The following is a 15,536-nucleotide window of genomic DNA, read 5'->3' on the forward strand; positions in this document are numbered from 1 at the left end:
ACATGGCCTTTCAAATACTGTTAAATTTTATGATTGCCATTACATGGATGCTTTTGCAGGATGACTACTCATTCATCACATTTTTTATCGGATATCTTTTAGGCATTATTATTCTTTTCGCGCTGCGCCGTTTTTTTCCAAGACGATTTTATCTGTACAATATTGCCGCTGTCATAAAGCTCATATTCATCTTTTTGAAGGAGCTTGTCCTTGCAAATATTGCTGTTTTAAAAATCGTTTTGTCGCCAAAATTGAAAATGGAGCCTGGAATTTTTGCCTTTGAAACAGAATTGGAAAAAGATTGGGAAATTACGATTCTATCCAATCTCATTACTTTAACACCAGGAACATTTGTTATTGATATTTCCGATGATAATAAAACGCTTTATATCCATTCTGTGGATATAGCGAATGTCGAACAAGCAAGAAAAGATATAAAAAGCAGTTTTGAGAAAGCTATTAAGGAGGTGAGCCGTTAATGTTTGAATTTATTATTTGGATTTCTTTGGCTCTTATCGCTGCTTCCTCTCTCTTATTGATGATTCGGCTCATCAAAGGCCCATCCGTTCCAGACCGCGCCATATCATTAGATGCGATCGGCATCAACTTAGTCGGGATCACAGCGATCATGTCGATTGTTTTAGATACAAGCGCTTTTTTGGACATTATTTTATTAATTGGAATTTTAGCTTTTATCGGCACGGTATCGATTGCTAAATTCTTGGAGAAAGGAGAAATTATCGAAAATGATCGAAACAATCAGTAAGTTTGTGATCGGATATCTCATTCTCCAAGGAGCCTTTTTCAGCCTAATTTCCGCCATTGGTGTGTTGAGGCTACCAGATGTATATACGAGAAACCATGCGGCTTCCAAAAGCGCGACATTAGGTGTGCTCTCTATTTTACTAGGGGTGTTCTTATATTTTTGGGTGCTTGAAAACCATATGAATGGAAGAGTTTTGCTGGGAATCCTGTTTATATTTTTAACATCGCCTGTAGCAGGACATTTAATCAGCCGCGCAGCTTACCATACAAAAGTGAAACTATGGGAAAACAGCAGAATTGATGAGTTAAAAGAAAAAAAGAAAGCAAAGGATAAGGTTCATTCATGAGCCTTATCTTTTATAGCAATCAAATTGGACGGGACTTCTTAATTTAAAGAATGCCTTCTGACTTCGCAATTAATACGGCTTCTGTCCGAGAGCTGACGTGCAGCTTATTAAAAATGGAAGTGAGACTATATTCAATCGATCTTTTGCTTAAATGCAGCTTATCTGCTATTTCCTGATTTGTTAGCCCTCTTTCGACTTCCATTAAAATCATTTTTTCCCTATCTGTTAAAGGCTCATTTGCTTCTTTCATAGATGGCGACTTTAATGTCTGTCGTTCAATCAATTTTTTTACGTAATCAAATGATAGAATAATCTCACCAAGCAACGCATGGCGAATGTGAGATAATATTTTCTCTTTTGACTCCGTCTTGCTGATTACTCCATGAATGCCTAAGGAAATCGCTTCTTCCATATAATCATTGACATCATATCCAGTATAAAGAAGGACTTTGCATTGGTGTTCTTGAGATGTTATTTGCTTTGCCAGTTCAATCCCGTTGACGTCACCTAAATTCATATCCATAAGAACTGCATCATATTGCAAAAAATCGATTTTCTTCATAAGTTCAGCCGTATAAGGAGGCTCCAGACAATCCACTTCAACTTCAGAATCCGTCTCCAATATCGCTTTTGTCCCTTCTCTCACAGCAGGATGATCGTCAATCACTAAAATACGAATCATGTTTTCCACCTCTTTAGACAAAATCTACAGTAAAATGAGGCTGTCCATAAAGTGAAATCCCTATTGAAAACAAAAAATCATAAACATCGATATATCAACGTTTCTAAAACATTAAAGGGGCGTCAATAAGCCGTAAAAACGACTTATTAGACAGCCCCAAGAATGTGATTAAATTTCAATTAAGACCCGAAATCCATTTCCCGGAGAAGTCTCAATCTTCATTTCACCATCCAAAGCTTTTACCCTCTCTCTAATTCCGGACAATCCCATGCTTTCTGTTTTCGCATACAACAGTTCTTCATCGATGCCTACGCCATCATCTTCATAGTGCAATACAATTTTTTCTCTTATATTGACGAGCATAATTAATATTTGCTTCGCATTCGAATGCTTGCGCGCATTTGATAAAAGCTCCTGAATGATCCGGTACAAATTAAGCTGCATGTTTATATCAAGCTGCTTGTTAAAATTCCCCGTATTAAAGCGGATTTGAAAATTACACTGTTCTTCGTATTGCGCTACTAGCTTTGATACCGCCTTGACGAGTCCCAAGTCATATAAAATTTGCGGACGCAGCTCTTGACACGTTTCCCTCGTCATATGAATGATATCAAGAATGTTTTGATTCATGCTCTGAATTTTTTCGATCGTAGCAGCAGGATATTGTCCAGATTCCTCCAGAACCAATTCGCATTGCCTTTTTAACGAAATCAAATCTTGCAGCACAGAATCATGCAAATCTTTCGCCAAATTGGAGCGCTGCTTTTCTTCAATTGCAAACAGCAGTTTTTTGAGCCATGCAGGATTGCTGTTTCCCTCTTCCGCTTTTTCAAGCCTTTCCATCAATTCTTCTATTTTCAAAAAGTTTTCTACAGTTACATTCGTATAAAAAGCAAGGGAATTCAGCCAAGAAATTTCATCACGAGTCAGTTTAGGCGTTTTAATGACAGAAAGGCAAATAATAACATATTTCCTTCTATTCGTTTCACCGACAGTTAACACAAACCCTTTATCAAATTCTACAATTTTCCCTATTTCTGTTACAGCATTTAAAATATCTTTTTCGTATGGGGCAATTTCTAAAAGAACGCCGTCCCCATCATCATCAACCATTTCGAGCCGTCCACTCTCATGAACAACAAGGCAGTATGCACGGCTGACCTTCAAAACCTCTAAAATGGTCGATTTTAACTCAGCCATCATCTGTTTTAAACTGCCTGCTTTCCGGATCCTTGACGTATACTTCAAAATGCTGTCCTGATAATTATATTTTTCCGAAAACCGCTTAAACCGGAAGCGGAAGTCAACAATTTCTTTAAAATAAAAAACACATATCATTAATATATATATAATAATTGAAAGTTGAATAGGGTAAATTTTGGGATTATGTTCTTTTAGCAGTATGATAAAAGCCACTAAAAAGATAGTCGGCAAAATGGAAAGGAGAGCATAATATCTGACTCTGCCTAAAATAAACTCAATATCATATATCTTTGATGATAGAAACTGATACACAAGGGCGAAAGGTATTAACAGCATAAAGGAAGACAGGAACACTGGTGAGAACAAAACATCTTTTAAAATAATATACGGAATGACATATAATAGGACAAAAGGTGCAAAAGCAAGTACATTTGTAATAATTAAATTTCTAATCGTAAAAGATATCTCGGAAAGTTTAAGTTTTCTCATTCCTTTTATTTTCACTATAAACGATATTAACAATAAAAAGAGAAAGGTGATTAGATTCAACACTTTCGAATTATAATTAATATCTAAGTCTAACGGTTGTTTATTTATGTATTCAATTAAAAAGTTTACAATTACAAGAAAATATCCAAAAATAATTACTTTTTTATTAAATAATTCTTGTCCATGTTCATTAAAATAGTGATACAAAAAATGCAGATATATAACTGGAGTCAAAGTAAAAAATAAAACAACCATATATTGGGAAAAAGTGTCTCCCCGGGCAGAACTGGTTGCAAATAAATAGGCAAGAGATACACATAATAGAAAAAATTTCAATAAATATGGGGATAAAATTTTTAATTTTTTACTTGATCTATAGACTAAAAAACTGCAATACATAGATAGAAGAAAAAGAATAATTGGTATTATCATCATGAAAAATGTTTGAAGATCTAATGATGTTTCCTCAACGTTTATTTTAAATATACCGCCATCTGCCCGTTTGATTGTTAAATTCTTTACTTCTTGATAAACAAAAAAACTGCTCTCTCTAAAAAACTTTTCAGTAGGCACTCCATTTAATTCTAATACTTGATCCCCAATTTTTAGTCCTGCTCGATCAGCCCAAGCTTTCGGGTCAATATTTGTAATATAATATTGACCCTTTGATTTTTTTTCAATGCTTGTTCCTAAATAAGGATACGAGAGGTTGATTTGAAAAATATAAACAAAGAAAAACAGCGAGCTTATAAATACTGCAAGTTTATATCCAAAATCAACGATTTTTACCTTATTAAAAACCAAATATTTTCACCCTTCAAACTATTTCCAAAATGAAGCAGGCGGCAACAATTTTAAACCGTCTGTAAGTCCAGTAATAATGCCTAAAAGTTCATCAGAATCTTTAACTCCAATCAAACTAGCTTGTCCATTCACGACTTTCTCCAAAACATCAGGGTTTTCGATTAAGAAATTTACGATTTCTTGCATATTGATCTCTCCTTTTTTATTTTTTGATTAAATTTGTTAATAGTTCATCCAATTTTTCAGCAGGCAGCGGAAGTTTTTTTATATAAGTTTCAGCCTTCTTAAGCGCGATGTGTTTCATCACATTTAAATATTGGGTGACTCCCGCTTCCAACAGCTTTTCTTTAAAAGCTACAATGCTTCCAAAGTATTCGTCGAAGTCTTTTCCGCTGTGCACATATTGTAAAATATCCACGCTTGTTTGATTAAATTTCCTTTGCAAATAAAGTAATGCCAGTGACGGCTTCAAAAACTTCCTGTCCTGTTTATGCGGAGTAAACAATCCTTTATAATCATTCTCAATCTGGCCGGCAATCCCTACTTGGTGCCCGTATTCCTTAACTTCCTCGTATCTTTTCCCGCATGCAAACATGACACCCGCTTCAGCTGCAAGAGCTGTAAGGGAACCTGATTTCCATCTCATCATTTGCAAACACTCTTTTTCTGTCTTCACGGCATTTGCCAAATCAATATGCTGGCCTTTCATAGCCTGCAAAGCATAATCAAGAAACAGACCAAGGATCTCAGAACGATAAGGTGATGACAGCGAATGGATATGCGATAAAGTTAACGTATAAAGAAAGGATGAGCTGTTAATCGCTTCCCCTCTATCAATATCCATCCACGGTTCTGTAAAGTTGTCCAGATCCTCCAAATCATCAAACATATCAAAAGCTAGGACGAGCAATTCAACAGCTGCCATAAGCTTGTACAATTCTTCTTCATCATTTTCGCTGTTGAATACGTTCGCATGCAAATAACAAAGCTCTGCAAAAGGAAATGTTTGTTTAGATTCGATAAAACGATGCAAAAGATTCCGCAAATAAAGCCAGTCTACAGACCTTTCGACCGCATCCTTCATAAACATTGCCACTTGAACTTTGTTTAATAATAACTCACTTTTTAATGCCATCCCCTCCTTTTGATCTGATTTATATTCAGCTTGAAATCTATGGATGTTTTACAATTATTATACTATAAATTATATATATTATCATAAAAAAGGCGACCAAATTTGGTCGTCGCCTCATTATACAATTTTCGTATATTGATATTTATCGTATTTGTCAATGCTCTTATTGATATTATCAAGCGCCTTTTTCGTTTCGTCTAACTCCCTTTCAAGCATTAAGAAGATCTTGTTGATTTTTTCGATTTCTTGATGATTCAAAGTATCACACTCCCTTGAAAAGATCCTTTTTTCGATCTTTCATATTTATTTTATAGAATTTTCGATCATTTTTCACCGAAAAACTAATTTGAAGTTTTATGCGTGATACCGAAAAACACGCAATGTGATTGTATGTGTCTTTTTGCGATGTATGGCAAACTTGTTATAAAGATTGCATGATCATGATTTTTATAACAGAAGGACTCCTTCTTCCCCCCATTTGTTAAATTCATATAAAAAAGAAGGAAAATTTTGATAAAAGAGGGTTGAATGAACGAAAGAACATTGATAGAATATTTTCTAAATCCCGAGAAGATATGACAAATAAGGGTGAACATAGTGGAAAAAAAAGAATATGTTATACATATTAAATTGGACAATTTATTGAAACAAAAAAGAATGACCAAACGAGAACTTGCCCGTCAAGCTGATATTCGCCATACGCTTGTATGGGAAATGTGCCACAACAAAACGAAGCGCCTTCCTCTAGATAAGCTTGCAAAAATTTGCTCCGTATTACAAGTCGACATACATGATGTCATAGAATTAGTAGAGAGAAAAGAAAGCAATCTAATGTAACCTCCGTCTGACAGCAGAGGTTACATGTTTCTCAAATCCTCTTGAAAATTTACATTTCTTGTATCCATTGAGTAATTTTCGAAGAAAGTGAAATGGCAATGTTCTCATTCGATCTTTTTGCAATAGAATTTTGTAAATGTTCTCTTGTTTTGTCATTGATTTCTTCATATTTAATGATCTTGGACCATTCAAGCTGCGGTACAGCAACTAATATATACTCCTCTTTTTTGTTTTCATAAATATAGACGTTTCTGATCTCTTCACCGTTATGTATTATATTTGCCTTTCGTACTTTCATTGTTTCACTCCTTTTTTCCCTCTATATAAAAAATACCTGAGTTGAAAGAAAAATCAATCTCAGGTTTTGCAAAATATTTTACCTATTCCCTATTATCGGTTGATCAAAGAAACTTTTCGAATGTTCATTCGTTTTGCTGCGAACGTCAAATGTTTTTACATAGTCTCCAACATTTAAAGCTCCTGAACCAAGCGCAGATTTTAAACTCGCCTTAGGAGAAATAGAAAAGCTGTCACCCACTTTTATGATTCCTGAGTCGACTTCATTAATCTCAATTGGACCTACAAAAGAAGGCAAACGAAACCACCACTTCCATTGTTTGTTTATAGTATTGTATGATCAAACGTCTAAATTGTTCGCTTATACAATGGATTTTAACTGAGAATAGTACTTTTCAACTTTTTTATCTAGAGTCCTAATTTTCTTTAAAGCCAGCTTTTCGTCAATTTGACGGTAATGATGCATTCCGCCTGGTTCTTCATCCAATTCATCAGCAAGCCGAACTATACGCTGAAGAGGATTTTGCTTTAAATTACCATCAGGCAAATACGAATCCGTATGAAGGAGAATAGCTAAAGCAATTTGCTTGGCTGCTTCAGGCTTTTCCCCAAGCCTTATCAGCAGTTTATGCGCTCTGTTCGCTCCTTTTATTGCATGAATATCATTTTTTCGATATTTTTCATAATCCCATTTACCGTCCGTGTACCATTCATAATGGCCAATATCATGCAACAGCGCCGCCTTTGTCGCAAGATCGGGATTTACATTGAATGCTATCGCAAGACGAAAAGCGTGATCAGCCGTTTTAATCGCGTGAGCGATGCCAGATCGTTTTAAATATTTTTGTGTAATTGGATGAGTGAATACTTCCATTAAAGTGACCCTTTTCACAGCTCATCCCTCCTAAATATTTCTGTATAAGATACCATATGTTCGAAATTTTCGCAACGGAAGTGGATTTTATAAATTCATGCAAATATACTGGCGGTTTCGCTGAAAGCTGCAGACAAACATACACCGATTTGCATATGATATAAAAACAAAAAATTCAATGAATGATTGCCAGCAGGAAAAGAAACAATAAAATGGACAGGTACATGAAAATTCCGACTCATTGTTGGTACATATGGAATATTAAAACGAAATTATATTATACAGGAGGGATTGCAATGATAATTGGTGTACCGCGGGAAATTAAAAATAACGAAAATCGTGTAGCCATTACACCAGCTGGAGTTGTTTCATTAGTCAAGGCAGGTCACCGTGTACTCGTAGAAGAAAGTGCAGGTCTTGGAAGCGGAATTCATGATGAAGAATATATTCAAGCAGGAGCCGAAATTCTTCATGATACAAGCAAGGTTTGGGAAGCAGATATGGTGTTGAAGGTCAAGGAGCCGCTTCAAGAAGAATATAAATATTTCCGTGATGGTCTTATTCTGTTTACTTACTTGCACCTTGCAGCTAATCCTGAACTGACAAAAGAGTTGAAGGAATCCGGTGTGATTGCGGTCGCTTACGAAACAGTTTCTGACGGTCATTCGTTACCCCTGTTAACACCGATGAGCGAAGTGGCCGGTCGTATGGCAACACTGGTTGGAACGCAATTTTTACAAAAACCGTACGGCGGAAAAGGTATTCTATTATCCGGTGTTCCAGGCGTTGAACGCGGCAAGGTCGTCATCATCGGCGGCGGGGTAGTCGGTACAAATGCTGCAAAAATGGCTATCGGTTTAGGAGCTCATGTAACCATCCTTGACGTAAGTCCTAAGCGTCTTCGGGAATTAGATGATCTTTTTGGCAACGACATTCAAACGCTCATGTCTAACTCCTATAATATTTTCGAAGCAGTAAAAGAAGCGGATCTAGTCATCGGTGCTGTCTTAATCCCCGGTGCAAAAGCGCCAAAGCTTGTGACTGAAGAAATGGTAAAATCGATGAAACCTGGATCAGTCATCGTTGATGTTGCCATTGACCAGGGCGGGATTTTTGAAACGAGCGATCATGTCACCACTCATGACAATCCGACATATGTAAAGCACGGGGTCCTTCATTACGCAGTTGCGAATATGCCGGGAGCAGTTCCGAGAACATCTACGTTCGCCCTTACTAATTCGACCATTCCATATGCATTGCAAATAGCCAACAAAGGGTTAGTAGAAGTAATCGCCAAAAACGAAGCGATCAAATTAGGTGTCAACGTTGCCAACAAAGAAATAACGTATGAGGCAGTCGCCCGCGATCTTGGGTACAATTATGTTCCTGTAGAAAAAGTTTTTGAAAAAGAGTTCGCAAATATGAATTCTGCCACATAATACACATATATTTTCGACTTACCTTAAAAGAAGGAAAACAGTTCTCCGCGAATCTATTATCAAAAATGCAAAAAAAGCCTTCGCTCTCTTTTGAAAAGCAATAAAAAATGCGCACTTATAGACATGTTAAGTACTGGGCTAATCGTGCACAATACAGACCAAATCAGGATAAATGTGCAGCAATTTGTTAAGTCAGAATGTGCCGACACATTATCCTAATTTGGTGTTGCTTCCGACAACATACATGTCAGAAAGAAATCAATCCACGATTTTCAAGCATACTGAATGGGTCATCTTTTTTACAAAATAGATTCCGTCTCTCTCCTATATTGAATTGCGGCTCCTGCCGAAAAACTGAAACAGCAATAACATTTCTGACATAAAGCCTAATCTGCAATAGTTCAACCGAATGATGGATGACTCCATCATGATTTAATCGGCACGAATTTTTCCACAAAGGCCGCCAATGTTCGAGTCATCACACCAGTTGCTCCTTCAGGTCCTAGAGGGCCTTTCTTAGCAGTAGTGGATGTCCCGGCAATGTCTAAATGAACCCACGGCGTATCTTCAGCAAATTCTGCTAAAAAAGTACCGCCCATTATCGCATGTCCTTCCCGGCCAGGGGAATTATTCAAATCCGCCATTTTACTGTTTTTTACCCGCTCACGGTCATCTTCAAAAATTGGCAATCTCCATATTCTTTCATTACATTCAACAGACGCTTTCAAAAGCTGATCATACAGTTTTTCGTTGTTCGTCATCGCACCTGTTGTGTGCTTTCCTAGAGCAACAATAACTCCACCGGTTAAAGTGGCAACATCGATAATGTATTTCGCTCCATGCTGCTTTGCATAAGTGATGCCATCTGCAAGAGCTAAACGCCCTTCAGCATCTGTATTTAAAATTTCAATTGTTTTTCCGCTTAATGACACGATGACATCATCCGGTTTCATCGCTCCGCTGCCAATCATGTTGTCAGTAGCCGGAATAACGGCTACAACATTTTGTTTCGGTTTTATTTCACCGATAATTTCCATCGCTCCTAAAACGGCTGCTGCTCCTGCCATATCAGTCTTCATGTTTACTAACCCATCTCTAGGTTTTAACGAGTAGCCCCCAGTATCGTAAGTAATTCCCTTGCCGACTAAACCAATCGCATCGTCCCAAATCTTTTTTCCTTGGTATTTTAACACAATCATTTTAGGGGGTTCACTGGAGCCTTTATTTACCGCCAATATCCCCCCCATGCCCATTTCCTCCATATCCTTTTTTTCAAGGATTTCGATCTCAAAAGAATATTTTTTGGCCAGTTCGATGGAATAATTCGCGAGTTCTGTCGCAGTTAATAAATTTGAAGGCATGTTCACAAGAGTTCTTGCCGAATTTGTTCCTCTTCCATAAACATAACCGGCAGTTAAGGCTGCGTTTATTTTCGCTTTATCTGCATCTGTCAAAACATGAACAGCTTCAATGCTTGATTCGCTGCTGCTTGATCGTTGTTTATAGTTTTTTATTTTGTATGTAGAAAGGGCAAACGCTTCCGCTAGTGCATGAGCTGCATCTACCTCTTCCACATCTCCTCCAATAAAGGTAGAAAGCTGTACGCTTACAATCTTTTTCTGATCTTGTTGAACAGCTTGAAACGCATGCCCAAAAGCTTCCATTGCCTTTTGGAACGTGAATTCTTTTTCTTTCCCAAGCCCGACAAAATAAATTCGTTTTACGTTTTCAGCATCGAATGTATATAGTTTTGCGACACTGTTTTTCGCAGAAGAAATTTCACCTGATTTTATAAGCTTGGTGAGTTGATTGTTCAATTTTTTATCCAGCTCCTGCAAAGCTTTTGACAAATTTCCGTTTTGCTTAAAAAGGCCAACAATTAAACTTTCCCCTTCTAAACCGTCTAGTACTTTAAACATTTTTCCACCTCCTTCAATTATTATACGAGGTCGAATAGAACTTTGCTTTATTTTCAAACCAAAAAATAAAGCCCATCCCTGTGGGATAAGCTACCGTTGTCTAAAAACTTCCATCGTTTTATTTTCGTTTAATTTTTTTAATTCCTCTTCTGTTAACGTTCCGTTTCCTTTTTTAACTAAATAAACATCCACTTTTTTCTTTCCCCACTGATTGTAAACATCTTCTACTGTTTCATAATACAAATCAAGCCGATTGCCTTTAATCGCAGCACCTTTATCTGCAACAACTCCGTAGCCATATCCGGGTACATAAAGTATCGTTCCGATCGGAAAAACGTTTAAATCTGCTGCTATAGTGGAAAAATGATCCCTTTTTACTTTAACACCTGAATAAGTAATTCCATATTCAGGGTGACCAGGATGTTTTCCTGTCGACTCATATCCGGCTGTATATCCGGTAGCCACAACTGTTTTTTTTGGATACTTTGATAAATCAATGGATTTTTCCATCGTCTGTCCTTGATTTGCATGATTAATATTTTTTGCAACGGCTTGTTGGGAATTTTCTCTTTGATTATATTGTTTGATCACCCATTTTGTCAGTTCATCTGCTTTCACACCTGAAATGGTTTCAAAAGTTGTTAAAAACGCCCCAATAAACAACAGACTCATCATAATTCTTCTAGTCCACATTTTTATACTCTTCATTTTTTCTAATTTCACTCCTCTCACCGTCTATTTGTTTCCAAATCGTAAACAAAATATACGTTGGAGGAGCTTTTGAAAGGAGTGTATTTTTCAATACATTCCGACATGTATAAATTTTCCAATAAATTAAAAATAAAATGTAGGCACTCAAATAACATTGTTTTAACAAAAAAGCGTTTTTTTTTTACATAAAAAAAAGCCTTCCGATTATACGGAAAAGCTTAAAACATTTGATATCCTCTTGCTCGAAGCATTCGAATGACAATCCCTGATAGAATCGCGCCTACCATCCCGCTTCCTAAAATGAGAATGTCTGCTACGGCAAGAGAGGCGATTTTTTCACCCAACAGAGAAAATGATCGGCTAGGTGATTTGAAATAATCAAAAAAATTCACTTCATCAATTAAAAAAATACATACTAACGGATAAAGTATCGCCATTATCCATGACATTCTTAAAAGCATATTTAATAAAAAACCGATTCCAAAAAATAAAACTAAGAACAGCAGCATGGAAATCAACAGCACCGGTATGTTCATCATCGTGACCTCACCCTCAGAAAACTGTCGTATTATTATTAAAAGTTTTTATGTGGTTTAATAAGGATAAAACTTGACCAGCCTTTGTTAATTTGCCAGATCTTCTTACATGTGCCAAACCTTTAAAGCAGCAAATCGATAAATTGTTACCTTAATTATTAACCTATTTATTCCAATATATCAAGTACAAGATTGAATTTATTCGGCATAAATCAGCAAAGCAAGTTTGACATGCACACAAAAAGGTTCTCAGTAGGCTCTCCAACCTTTGAGCAGTTCAAAATTTATACAAAAAAACTGGAAGTTTCCCCAAATGTTTTAAAATGCCAAAAATCACCTTTAAGAAAGATTGTCCTAATGTACAGTGCTTTGTCTGTTTTTTACTCATGTGAGATGCTTTTGTGCTAGTACCATAAAGAGGGATTTGGCTTCAACATTTAAGAGAGAACTTTCATTCCTTCAAGCACAAAAAAGACGGTGTAAACAAACAAAAGAAGCACAAGAACTTGAGAATAAAACGAAGAACTTTGAAGGAAATATCGGGTATAGCTGTCCTACAGACCAATTACATCAGGCTACTATATAATTGCAGATCAGCATGGCGATTTTATGCTGAATCGAACCCTCTAATCGCAATCAGCATAGCGAGCTCTTTAATTTAATTTGTTTAAAAGCTTATTACTACGAAAATTCAATAAATACAGAGCGGCTCCTTCTCCAAACATTTTACTTTCCTGCTTTAAAAGAAATTACAAAAGCTGTTCATGTTTATAAAACATTATTTTAAAAGAGCAAAAGCCCTTAAGCCTTTGCTCTTTTCTTCAGCTTAAAAAAATTTGAATTTTCCTTTTTTCAACACGAGACCTGCTCCGCCAACCATATATAGCGCGCGGTTATCAATCATTTTCTTCATGAAGGATGCTTTTGTACCGACCATTTTTTTGCCTAACGCAATACCTACTGCATCATCTTCTCCTAGAGAAGCAACAGTTCCTTTAATATCTGGCTTAAATGGTTCGAGTTCTTTTTTACCGCGAATTAATGCAGCTAAATTTCTCGCGCAAACTTCTCCCTGCTGCATTGCAATTTGCGCTGTCGGCGGATATGGACGATTGATTTCCTCATTAATAATTAATGAACAGTCTCCAATAATAAACACATCATCATGTCCTGGTGCGCGCAAGTCTTTCTCTACTTTTACGCGGCCCCGCATTGCCTCAAAACCAGATTCTTCAATTACACTGTTTCCGCGCACACCAGCCGCCCAAATAACAGTGCCTGCTTTTATTTCTTCCGTTTGATCGTCTTTCCCAACAATAATTCCTTGTTCAGTACATTCTTTTATCGCTGTGCCGATTCTAAACTCAACACCTTTGCGCTGCAGTTGATTGACTGCGTACTCCACAAGTTCAGGATCGAAACCTGGAAGTGCTGTCGGTGCTGCTTCCACACAAATAATACGGACTTTTTTAGGGTCAATATCATACTCTCGGCAAAGCTCAGGAACACGGTTGGCAAGTTCGCCTAAAAACTCAATTCCAGTGAATCCTGCACCTCCGACTACAATGGTTAGACGTGTATCATCTTTTTCTTCTTCTGTATTGTATGTAGCAAATTGATATTCAATATGCTCTCTAATTTGTCTAGCAGAATTAATGTTGGAAATTGTGAAAGCGTATTCTTTTAACCCTTGGATTCCAAACGTTTCCGGATGAGCCCCAAGAGCGACTACTAAGTAATCATAGTTAAGCTCGCCATTTTCAAGAATGACTTTTTTCTCATCTGTTTTAATTAATTTTACAGAATCTTGCACAAAGTTTACTTTGTTTGTATCAATTACATCTTTAATTGGATAGCGGCATCGGTCATGATGAAGGGTGCCTGCAGATGCTTCATGCAGCCATGTTGTTTCATAATGATAATCATGCTTATTGACAAGTGTAATATCAGCCTCGTTCACACTCACCATTTTTTGTAGACGTGTTACGGTCATTAATCCTCCATAACCGGCACCTAAAATAACAACTTTAGGATTTCTCACAAGACACACCAACCTTTTCCGTAATTTTTAAAGCGGTCAATTCTAGACTCACTTTTCACATAATTTGTGAAAATATTCACGTTCTTGGACAAAAAATTATAAGGGCAAAATTGTCAATAAAATTTAACATCTTTTTACCTATAGTCATGATATCCGTTTGTGTCCAACTTTTCAAGTTTATTTTTAAGCTAAATGATCAACTTTATAAATCTTTAAATGACAGAATTTTTGTATTTTTACAATCTTTTTTTTATGATATGATTAATAAAGATTAACAAGAGGGGGAATCGTCTGTGAAAGAGGACAGCAAAGTCTACGATATAACGATTATTGGCGGGGGACCTGTCGGGATGTTCACAGCTTTTTACGGAGGAATGAGGCAGGCTTCCGTTAAAATTATTGAAAGCCTTCCACAATTAGGAGGGCAATTGACAGCGCTTTATCCTGAAAAATACATATATGATGTAGCGGGGTTTCCAAAAATTAGAGCTCAAGAATTAGTCAATAATTTAAAAGAACAAATTGCCTTATTCAATCCAACCGTCTGCCTTGAACAGGAAGTTCAGGAAGTTGAAAAACAAAGTGACGGGACATTTAAGTTAACGACAAATTCAGAAATACATTATTCAAAAACGATTATCATCACTGCCGGAAACGGCGCATTTCAACCACGTAAACTTCAGCTGGAAAATGCTGAGCAATTTGAAGGGAAAAACCTGCACTATTTTGTAGAAGATTTAAACTATTTTGCAGGCAAAAAGGTCGTCCTGTTTGGAGGCGGCGACTCAGCTGTTGACTGGGCGTTAATGCTTGAGCCTATTGCAGAAAAAGTAACGGTTGTCCATCGAAGAGATAAATTTCGCGCGCACGAGCATAGCGTAAATCAATTAAAAAATTCTAAAGCAAATATATTAACACCTTTTGTTCCTGTTGAGCTTATCGGCAAGGATCGAATTGAACAAGTCGTAGTCGAAGAAGCAAAAGGAGATCGGAAAGAGATTATTGATGTAGATGAAGTAATTGTCAATTTTGGCTTCGTTTCCTCTTTAGGCCCTATCAAAAACTGGGGGCTGGAAATTGAGAAAAATTCGATTGTTGTTAACTCAAAAATGGAAACAAATATTCCGGGAATTTATGCTGCCGGAGACATCTGTACTTATGAAGGAAAAATAAAATTAATTGCGACTGGGTTTGGCGAAGGTCCAACAGCTGTAAACAATGCCAAAGCTTATATTGACCCAAGCGCAAAAGTTCAGCCAATGCACAGCACAAGTATGTTTAATTGATGAAAAAAGATGTGGGTGTCTAATAAGTCATTTTTTCGGCTTATTGACCCCCTCTTTAATGTTTTAGAAACGTTGATATATCGGTGCTTATGATTTTTTGTTTTTCAATGGGGATTTGACTTTCTGAACAGCTCCCTTACAGCGGGAATAACAAGCAAAAGTAAATTTTAT

18 protein-coding genes are annotated in these 15,536 nt (G+C 36.7%); 6 read left to right on the top strand and 12 right to left on the bottom strand.

From position 1 onward, the window contains the following. The first annotated feature begins 2 nt into the window (after positions 1–2). Genes NSQ94_RS14665 through mnhG form a run of 3 tightly spaced genes read left to right on the top strand, consistent with a single transcriptional unit; the run spans position 3 to position 1,112 of the window. Complete coding sequence (locus tag NSQ94_RS14665) at positions 3–479, top strand: Na+/H+ antiporter subunit E (RefSeq protein WP_130157059.1); 477 nt, start codon at positions 3–5, stop codon at positions 477–479. After that, the gene (locus tag NSQ94_RS14670; protein ID WP_066249245.1) at positions 479–766 is read left to right on the top strand and encodes a Na(+)/H(+) antiporter subunit F1; all 288 of its coding nucleotides are present in this window, start codon (positions 479–481) and stop codon (positions 764–766) included. Before NSQ94_RS14665 ends, NSQ94_RS14670 begins: the two co-directional genes overlap by 1 nt. Beyond that, complete coding sequence (gene mnhG, locus NSQ94_RS14675; RefSeq protein WP_339229519.1) at positions 747–1,112, top strand: monovalent cation/H(+) antiporter subunit G; 366 nt, start codon at positions 747–749, stop codon at positions 1,110–1,112. The genes NSQ94_RS14670 and mnhG overlap by 20 nt, the downstream gene beginning before the upstream one ends. 43 nt (positions 1,113–1,155) lie before the next feature. Here mnhG and NSQ94_RS14680 read toward each other — a convergent pair whose 3' ends face one another. The 5 genes from NSQ94_RS14680 to NSQ94_RS14700 form a co-directional block, all read right to left on the bottom strand. Then, complete coding sequence (locus tag NSQ94_RS14680; protein WP_066249242.1) at positions 1,156–1,794, bottom strand: response regulator transcription factor; 639 nt, start codon at positions 1,792–1,794, stop codon at positions 1,156–1,158. A 168-nt stretch (positions 1,795–1,962) separates the two neighbouring features. Continuing rightward, positions 1,963–4,290: a histidine kinase gene (locus tag NSQ94_RS14685; protein ID WP_339229521.1), complete on the bottom strand. Its 2,328-nt coding sequence runs from the start codon at positions 4,288–4,290 to the stop codon at positions 1,963–1,965. Between the two features lie 18 nt (positions 4,291–4,308). Next, positions 4,309–4,476, bottom strand: a complete 168-nt coding sequence (gene comX, locus NSQ94_RS14690; protein ID WP_339229523.1) for a competence pheromone ComX — start codon at positions 4,474–4,476, stop codon at positions 4,309–4,311. A gap of 16 nt (positions 4,477–4,492) precedes the next feature. Beyond that, complete coding sequence (locus NSQ94_RS14695; RefSeq protein WP_339229525.1) at positions 4,493–5,425, bottom strand: polyprenyl synthetase family protein; 933 nt, start codon at positions 5,423–5,425, stop codon at positions 4,493–4,495. 117 nt (positions 5,426–5,542) lie between these two features. Next, positions 5,543–5,683, bottom strand: a complete 141-nt coding sequence (locus NSQ94_RS14700; protein ID WP_063387066.1) for a DegQ family regulator — start codon at positions 5,681–5,683, stop codon at positions 5,543–5,545. A 339-nt stretch (positions 5,684–6,022) separates the two neighbouring features. Here NSQ94_RS14700 and NSQ94_RS14705 point away from each other — a divergent pair, with 339 nt between their 5' ends. Continuing rightward, positions 6,023–6,262, top strand: coding sequence for a helix-turn-helix transcriptional regulator (locus NSQ94_RS14705; RefSeq protein WP_232515690.1), 240 nt, complete (start codon positions 6,023–6,025; stop codon positions 6,260–6,262). A gap of 49 nt (positions 6,263–6,311) precedes the next feature. Here NSQ94_RS14705 and NSQ94_RS14710 read toward each other — a convergent pair whose 3' ends face one another. The 3 genes from NSQ94_RS14710 to NSQ94_RS14720 all read right to left on the bottom strand — a co-directional run bounded on the left by NSQ94_RS14710 (position 6,312) and on the right by NSQ94_RS14720 (position 7,451). Continuing rightward, positions 6,312–6,560 carry a YueH family protein gene (locus tag NSQ94_RS14710; protein WP_066249236.1) on the bottom strand — a complete coding sequence of 83 codons (249 nt, stop codon included), beginning with the start codon at positions 6,558–6,560 and terminating at the stop codon, positions 6,312–6,314. Positions 6,561–6,638: 78 nt separating this feature from the next. Beyond that, a complete protein-coding gene (locus tag NSQ94_RS14715; RefSeq protein WP_063387068.1) occupies positions 6,639–6,857 on the bottom strand; it encodes a spore germination protein in 219 nt (72 codons plus the stop codon). A gap of 63 nt (positions 6,858–6,920) precedes the next feature. Then, the gene (locus NSQ94_RS14720; RefSeq protein ID WP_063387069.1) at positions 6,921–7,451 is read right to left on the bottom strand and encodes an HD domain-containing protein; all 531 of its coding nucleotides are present in this window, start codon (positions 7,449–7,451) and stop codon (positions 6,921–6,923) included. Positions 7,452–7,729: 278 nt separating this feature from the next. Here NSQ94_RS14720 and ald point away from each other — a divergent pair, with 278 nt between their 5' ends. Beyond that, positions 7,730–8,872 (top strand): alanine dehydrogenase, encoded by a 1,143-nt coding sequence (gene ald / locus NSQ94_RS14725; protein ID WP_063387070.1) that lies wholly within the window; start codon positions 7,730–7,732, stop codon positions 8,870–8,872. Between the two features lie 425 nt (positions 8,873–9,297). On the opposite strand, the gene NSQ94_RS14730 is transcribed toward ald, so the two are convergent. The 4 genes from NSQ94_RS14730 to NSQ94_RS14745 all read right to left on the bottom strand — a co-directional run bounded on the left by NSQ94_RS14730 (position 9,298) and on the right by NSQ94_RS14745 (position 14,088). After that, positions 9,298–10,791 carry a leucyl aminopeptidase gene (locus NSQ94_RS14730; RefSeq protein WP_339229527.1) on the bottom strand — a complete coding sequence of 498 codons (1,494 nt, stop codon included), beginning with the start codon at positions 10,789–10,791 and terminating at the stop codon, positions 9,298–9,300. 90 nt (positions 10,792–10,881) lie between these two features. Then, entirely contained in the window at positions 10,882–11,499 is a 618-nt protein-coding gene (locus tag NSQ94_RS14735; RefSeq protein WP_063387072.1) for a 3D domain-containing protein, read from the bottom strand. Between the two features lie 221 nt (positions 11,500–11,720). Then, positions 11,721–12,038, bottom strand: coding sequence for a YuiB family protein (locus NSQ94_RS14740; RefSeq protein ID WP_063387105.1), 318 nt, complete (start codon positions 12,036–12,038; stop codon positions 11,721–11,723). Between the two features lie 826 nt (positions 12,039–12,864). Continuing rightward, complete coding sequence (locus tag NSQ94_RS14745) at positions 12,865–14,088, bottom strand: NAD(P)/FAD-dependent oxidoreductase (protein ID WP_186439306.1); 1,224 nt, start codon at positions 14,086–14,088, stop codon at positions 12,865–12,867. 284 nt (positions 14,089–14,372) lie between these two features. Between NSQ94_RS14745 and NSQ94_RS14750 the strand changes: the two genes are divergently transcribed. Then, positions 14,373–15,365: an NAD(P)/FAD-dependent oxidoreductase gene (locus NSQ94_RS14750; RefSeq protein WP_063387074.1), complete on the top strand. Its 993-nt coding sequence runs from the start codon at positions 14,373–14,375 to the stop codon at positions 15,363–15,365. Positions 15,366–15,536: the final 171 nt, after the last annotated feature.

It is taken from the genome of Aeribacillus sp. FSL K6-2833, from assembly GCF_037965815.1.
Lineage (GTDB): Bacteria > Bacillota > Bacilli > Bacillales > Aeribacillaceae > Aeribacillus > Aeribacillus composti.

Excerpts from the sequence above, each read along its gene's own strand:
- NSQ94_RS14665 (WP_130157059.1), top strand. The coding sequence starts at position 3 with ATGGCCTTTCAAATACTGTTAAATTTTATGATTGCCATTACATGGATG.
- NSQ94_RS14670 (WP_066249245.1), top strand. The coding sequence starts at position 479 with ATGTTTGAATTTATTATTTGGATTTCTTTGGCTCTTATCGCTGCTTCC.
- mnhG (WP_339229519.1), top strand. The coding sequence starts at position 747 with ATGATCGAAACAATCAGTAAGTTTGTGATCGGATATCTCATTCTCCAA.
- NSQ94_RS14680 (WP_066249242.1), bottom strand. The coding sequence starts at position 1,794 with ATGATTCGTATTTTAGTGATTGACGATCATCCTGCTGTGAGAGAAGGG.
- comX (WP_339229523.1), bottom strand. The coding sequence starts at position 4,476 with ATGCAAGAAATCGTAAATTTCTTAATCGAAAACCCTGATGTTTTGGAG.
- NSQ94_RS14695 (WP_339229525.1), bottom strand. The coding sequence starts at position 5,425 with ATGGCATTAAAAAGTGAGTTATTATTAAACAAAGTTCAAGTGGCAATG.
- NSQ94_RS14710 (WP_066249236.1), bottom strand. The coding sequence starts at position 6,560 with ATGAAAGTACGAAAGGCAAATATAATACATAACGGTGAAGAGATCAGA.
- ald (WP_063387070.1), top strand. The coding sequence starts at position 7,730 with ATGATAATTGGTGTACCGCGGGAAATTAAAAATAACGAAAATCGTGTA.
- NSQ94_RS14730 (WP_339229527.1), bottom strand. The coding sequence starts at position 10,791 with ATGTTTAAAGTACTAGACGGTTTAGAAGGGGAAAGTTTAATTGTTGGC.
- NSQ94_RS14735 (WP_063387072.1), bottom strand. The coding sequence starts at position 11,499 with ATGAAGAGTATAAAAATGTGGACTAGAAGAATTATGATGAGTCTGTTG.
- NSQ94_RS14740 (WP_063387105.1), bottom strand. The coding sequence starts at position 12,038 with ATGAACATACCGGTGCTGTTGATTTCCATGCTGCTGTTCTTAGTTTTA.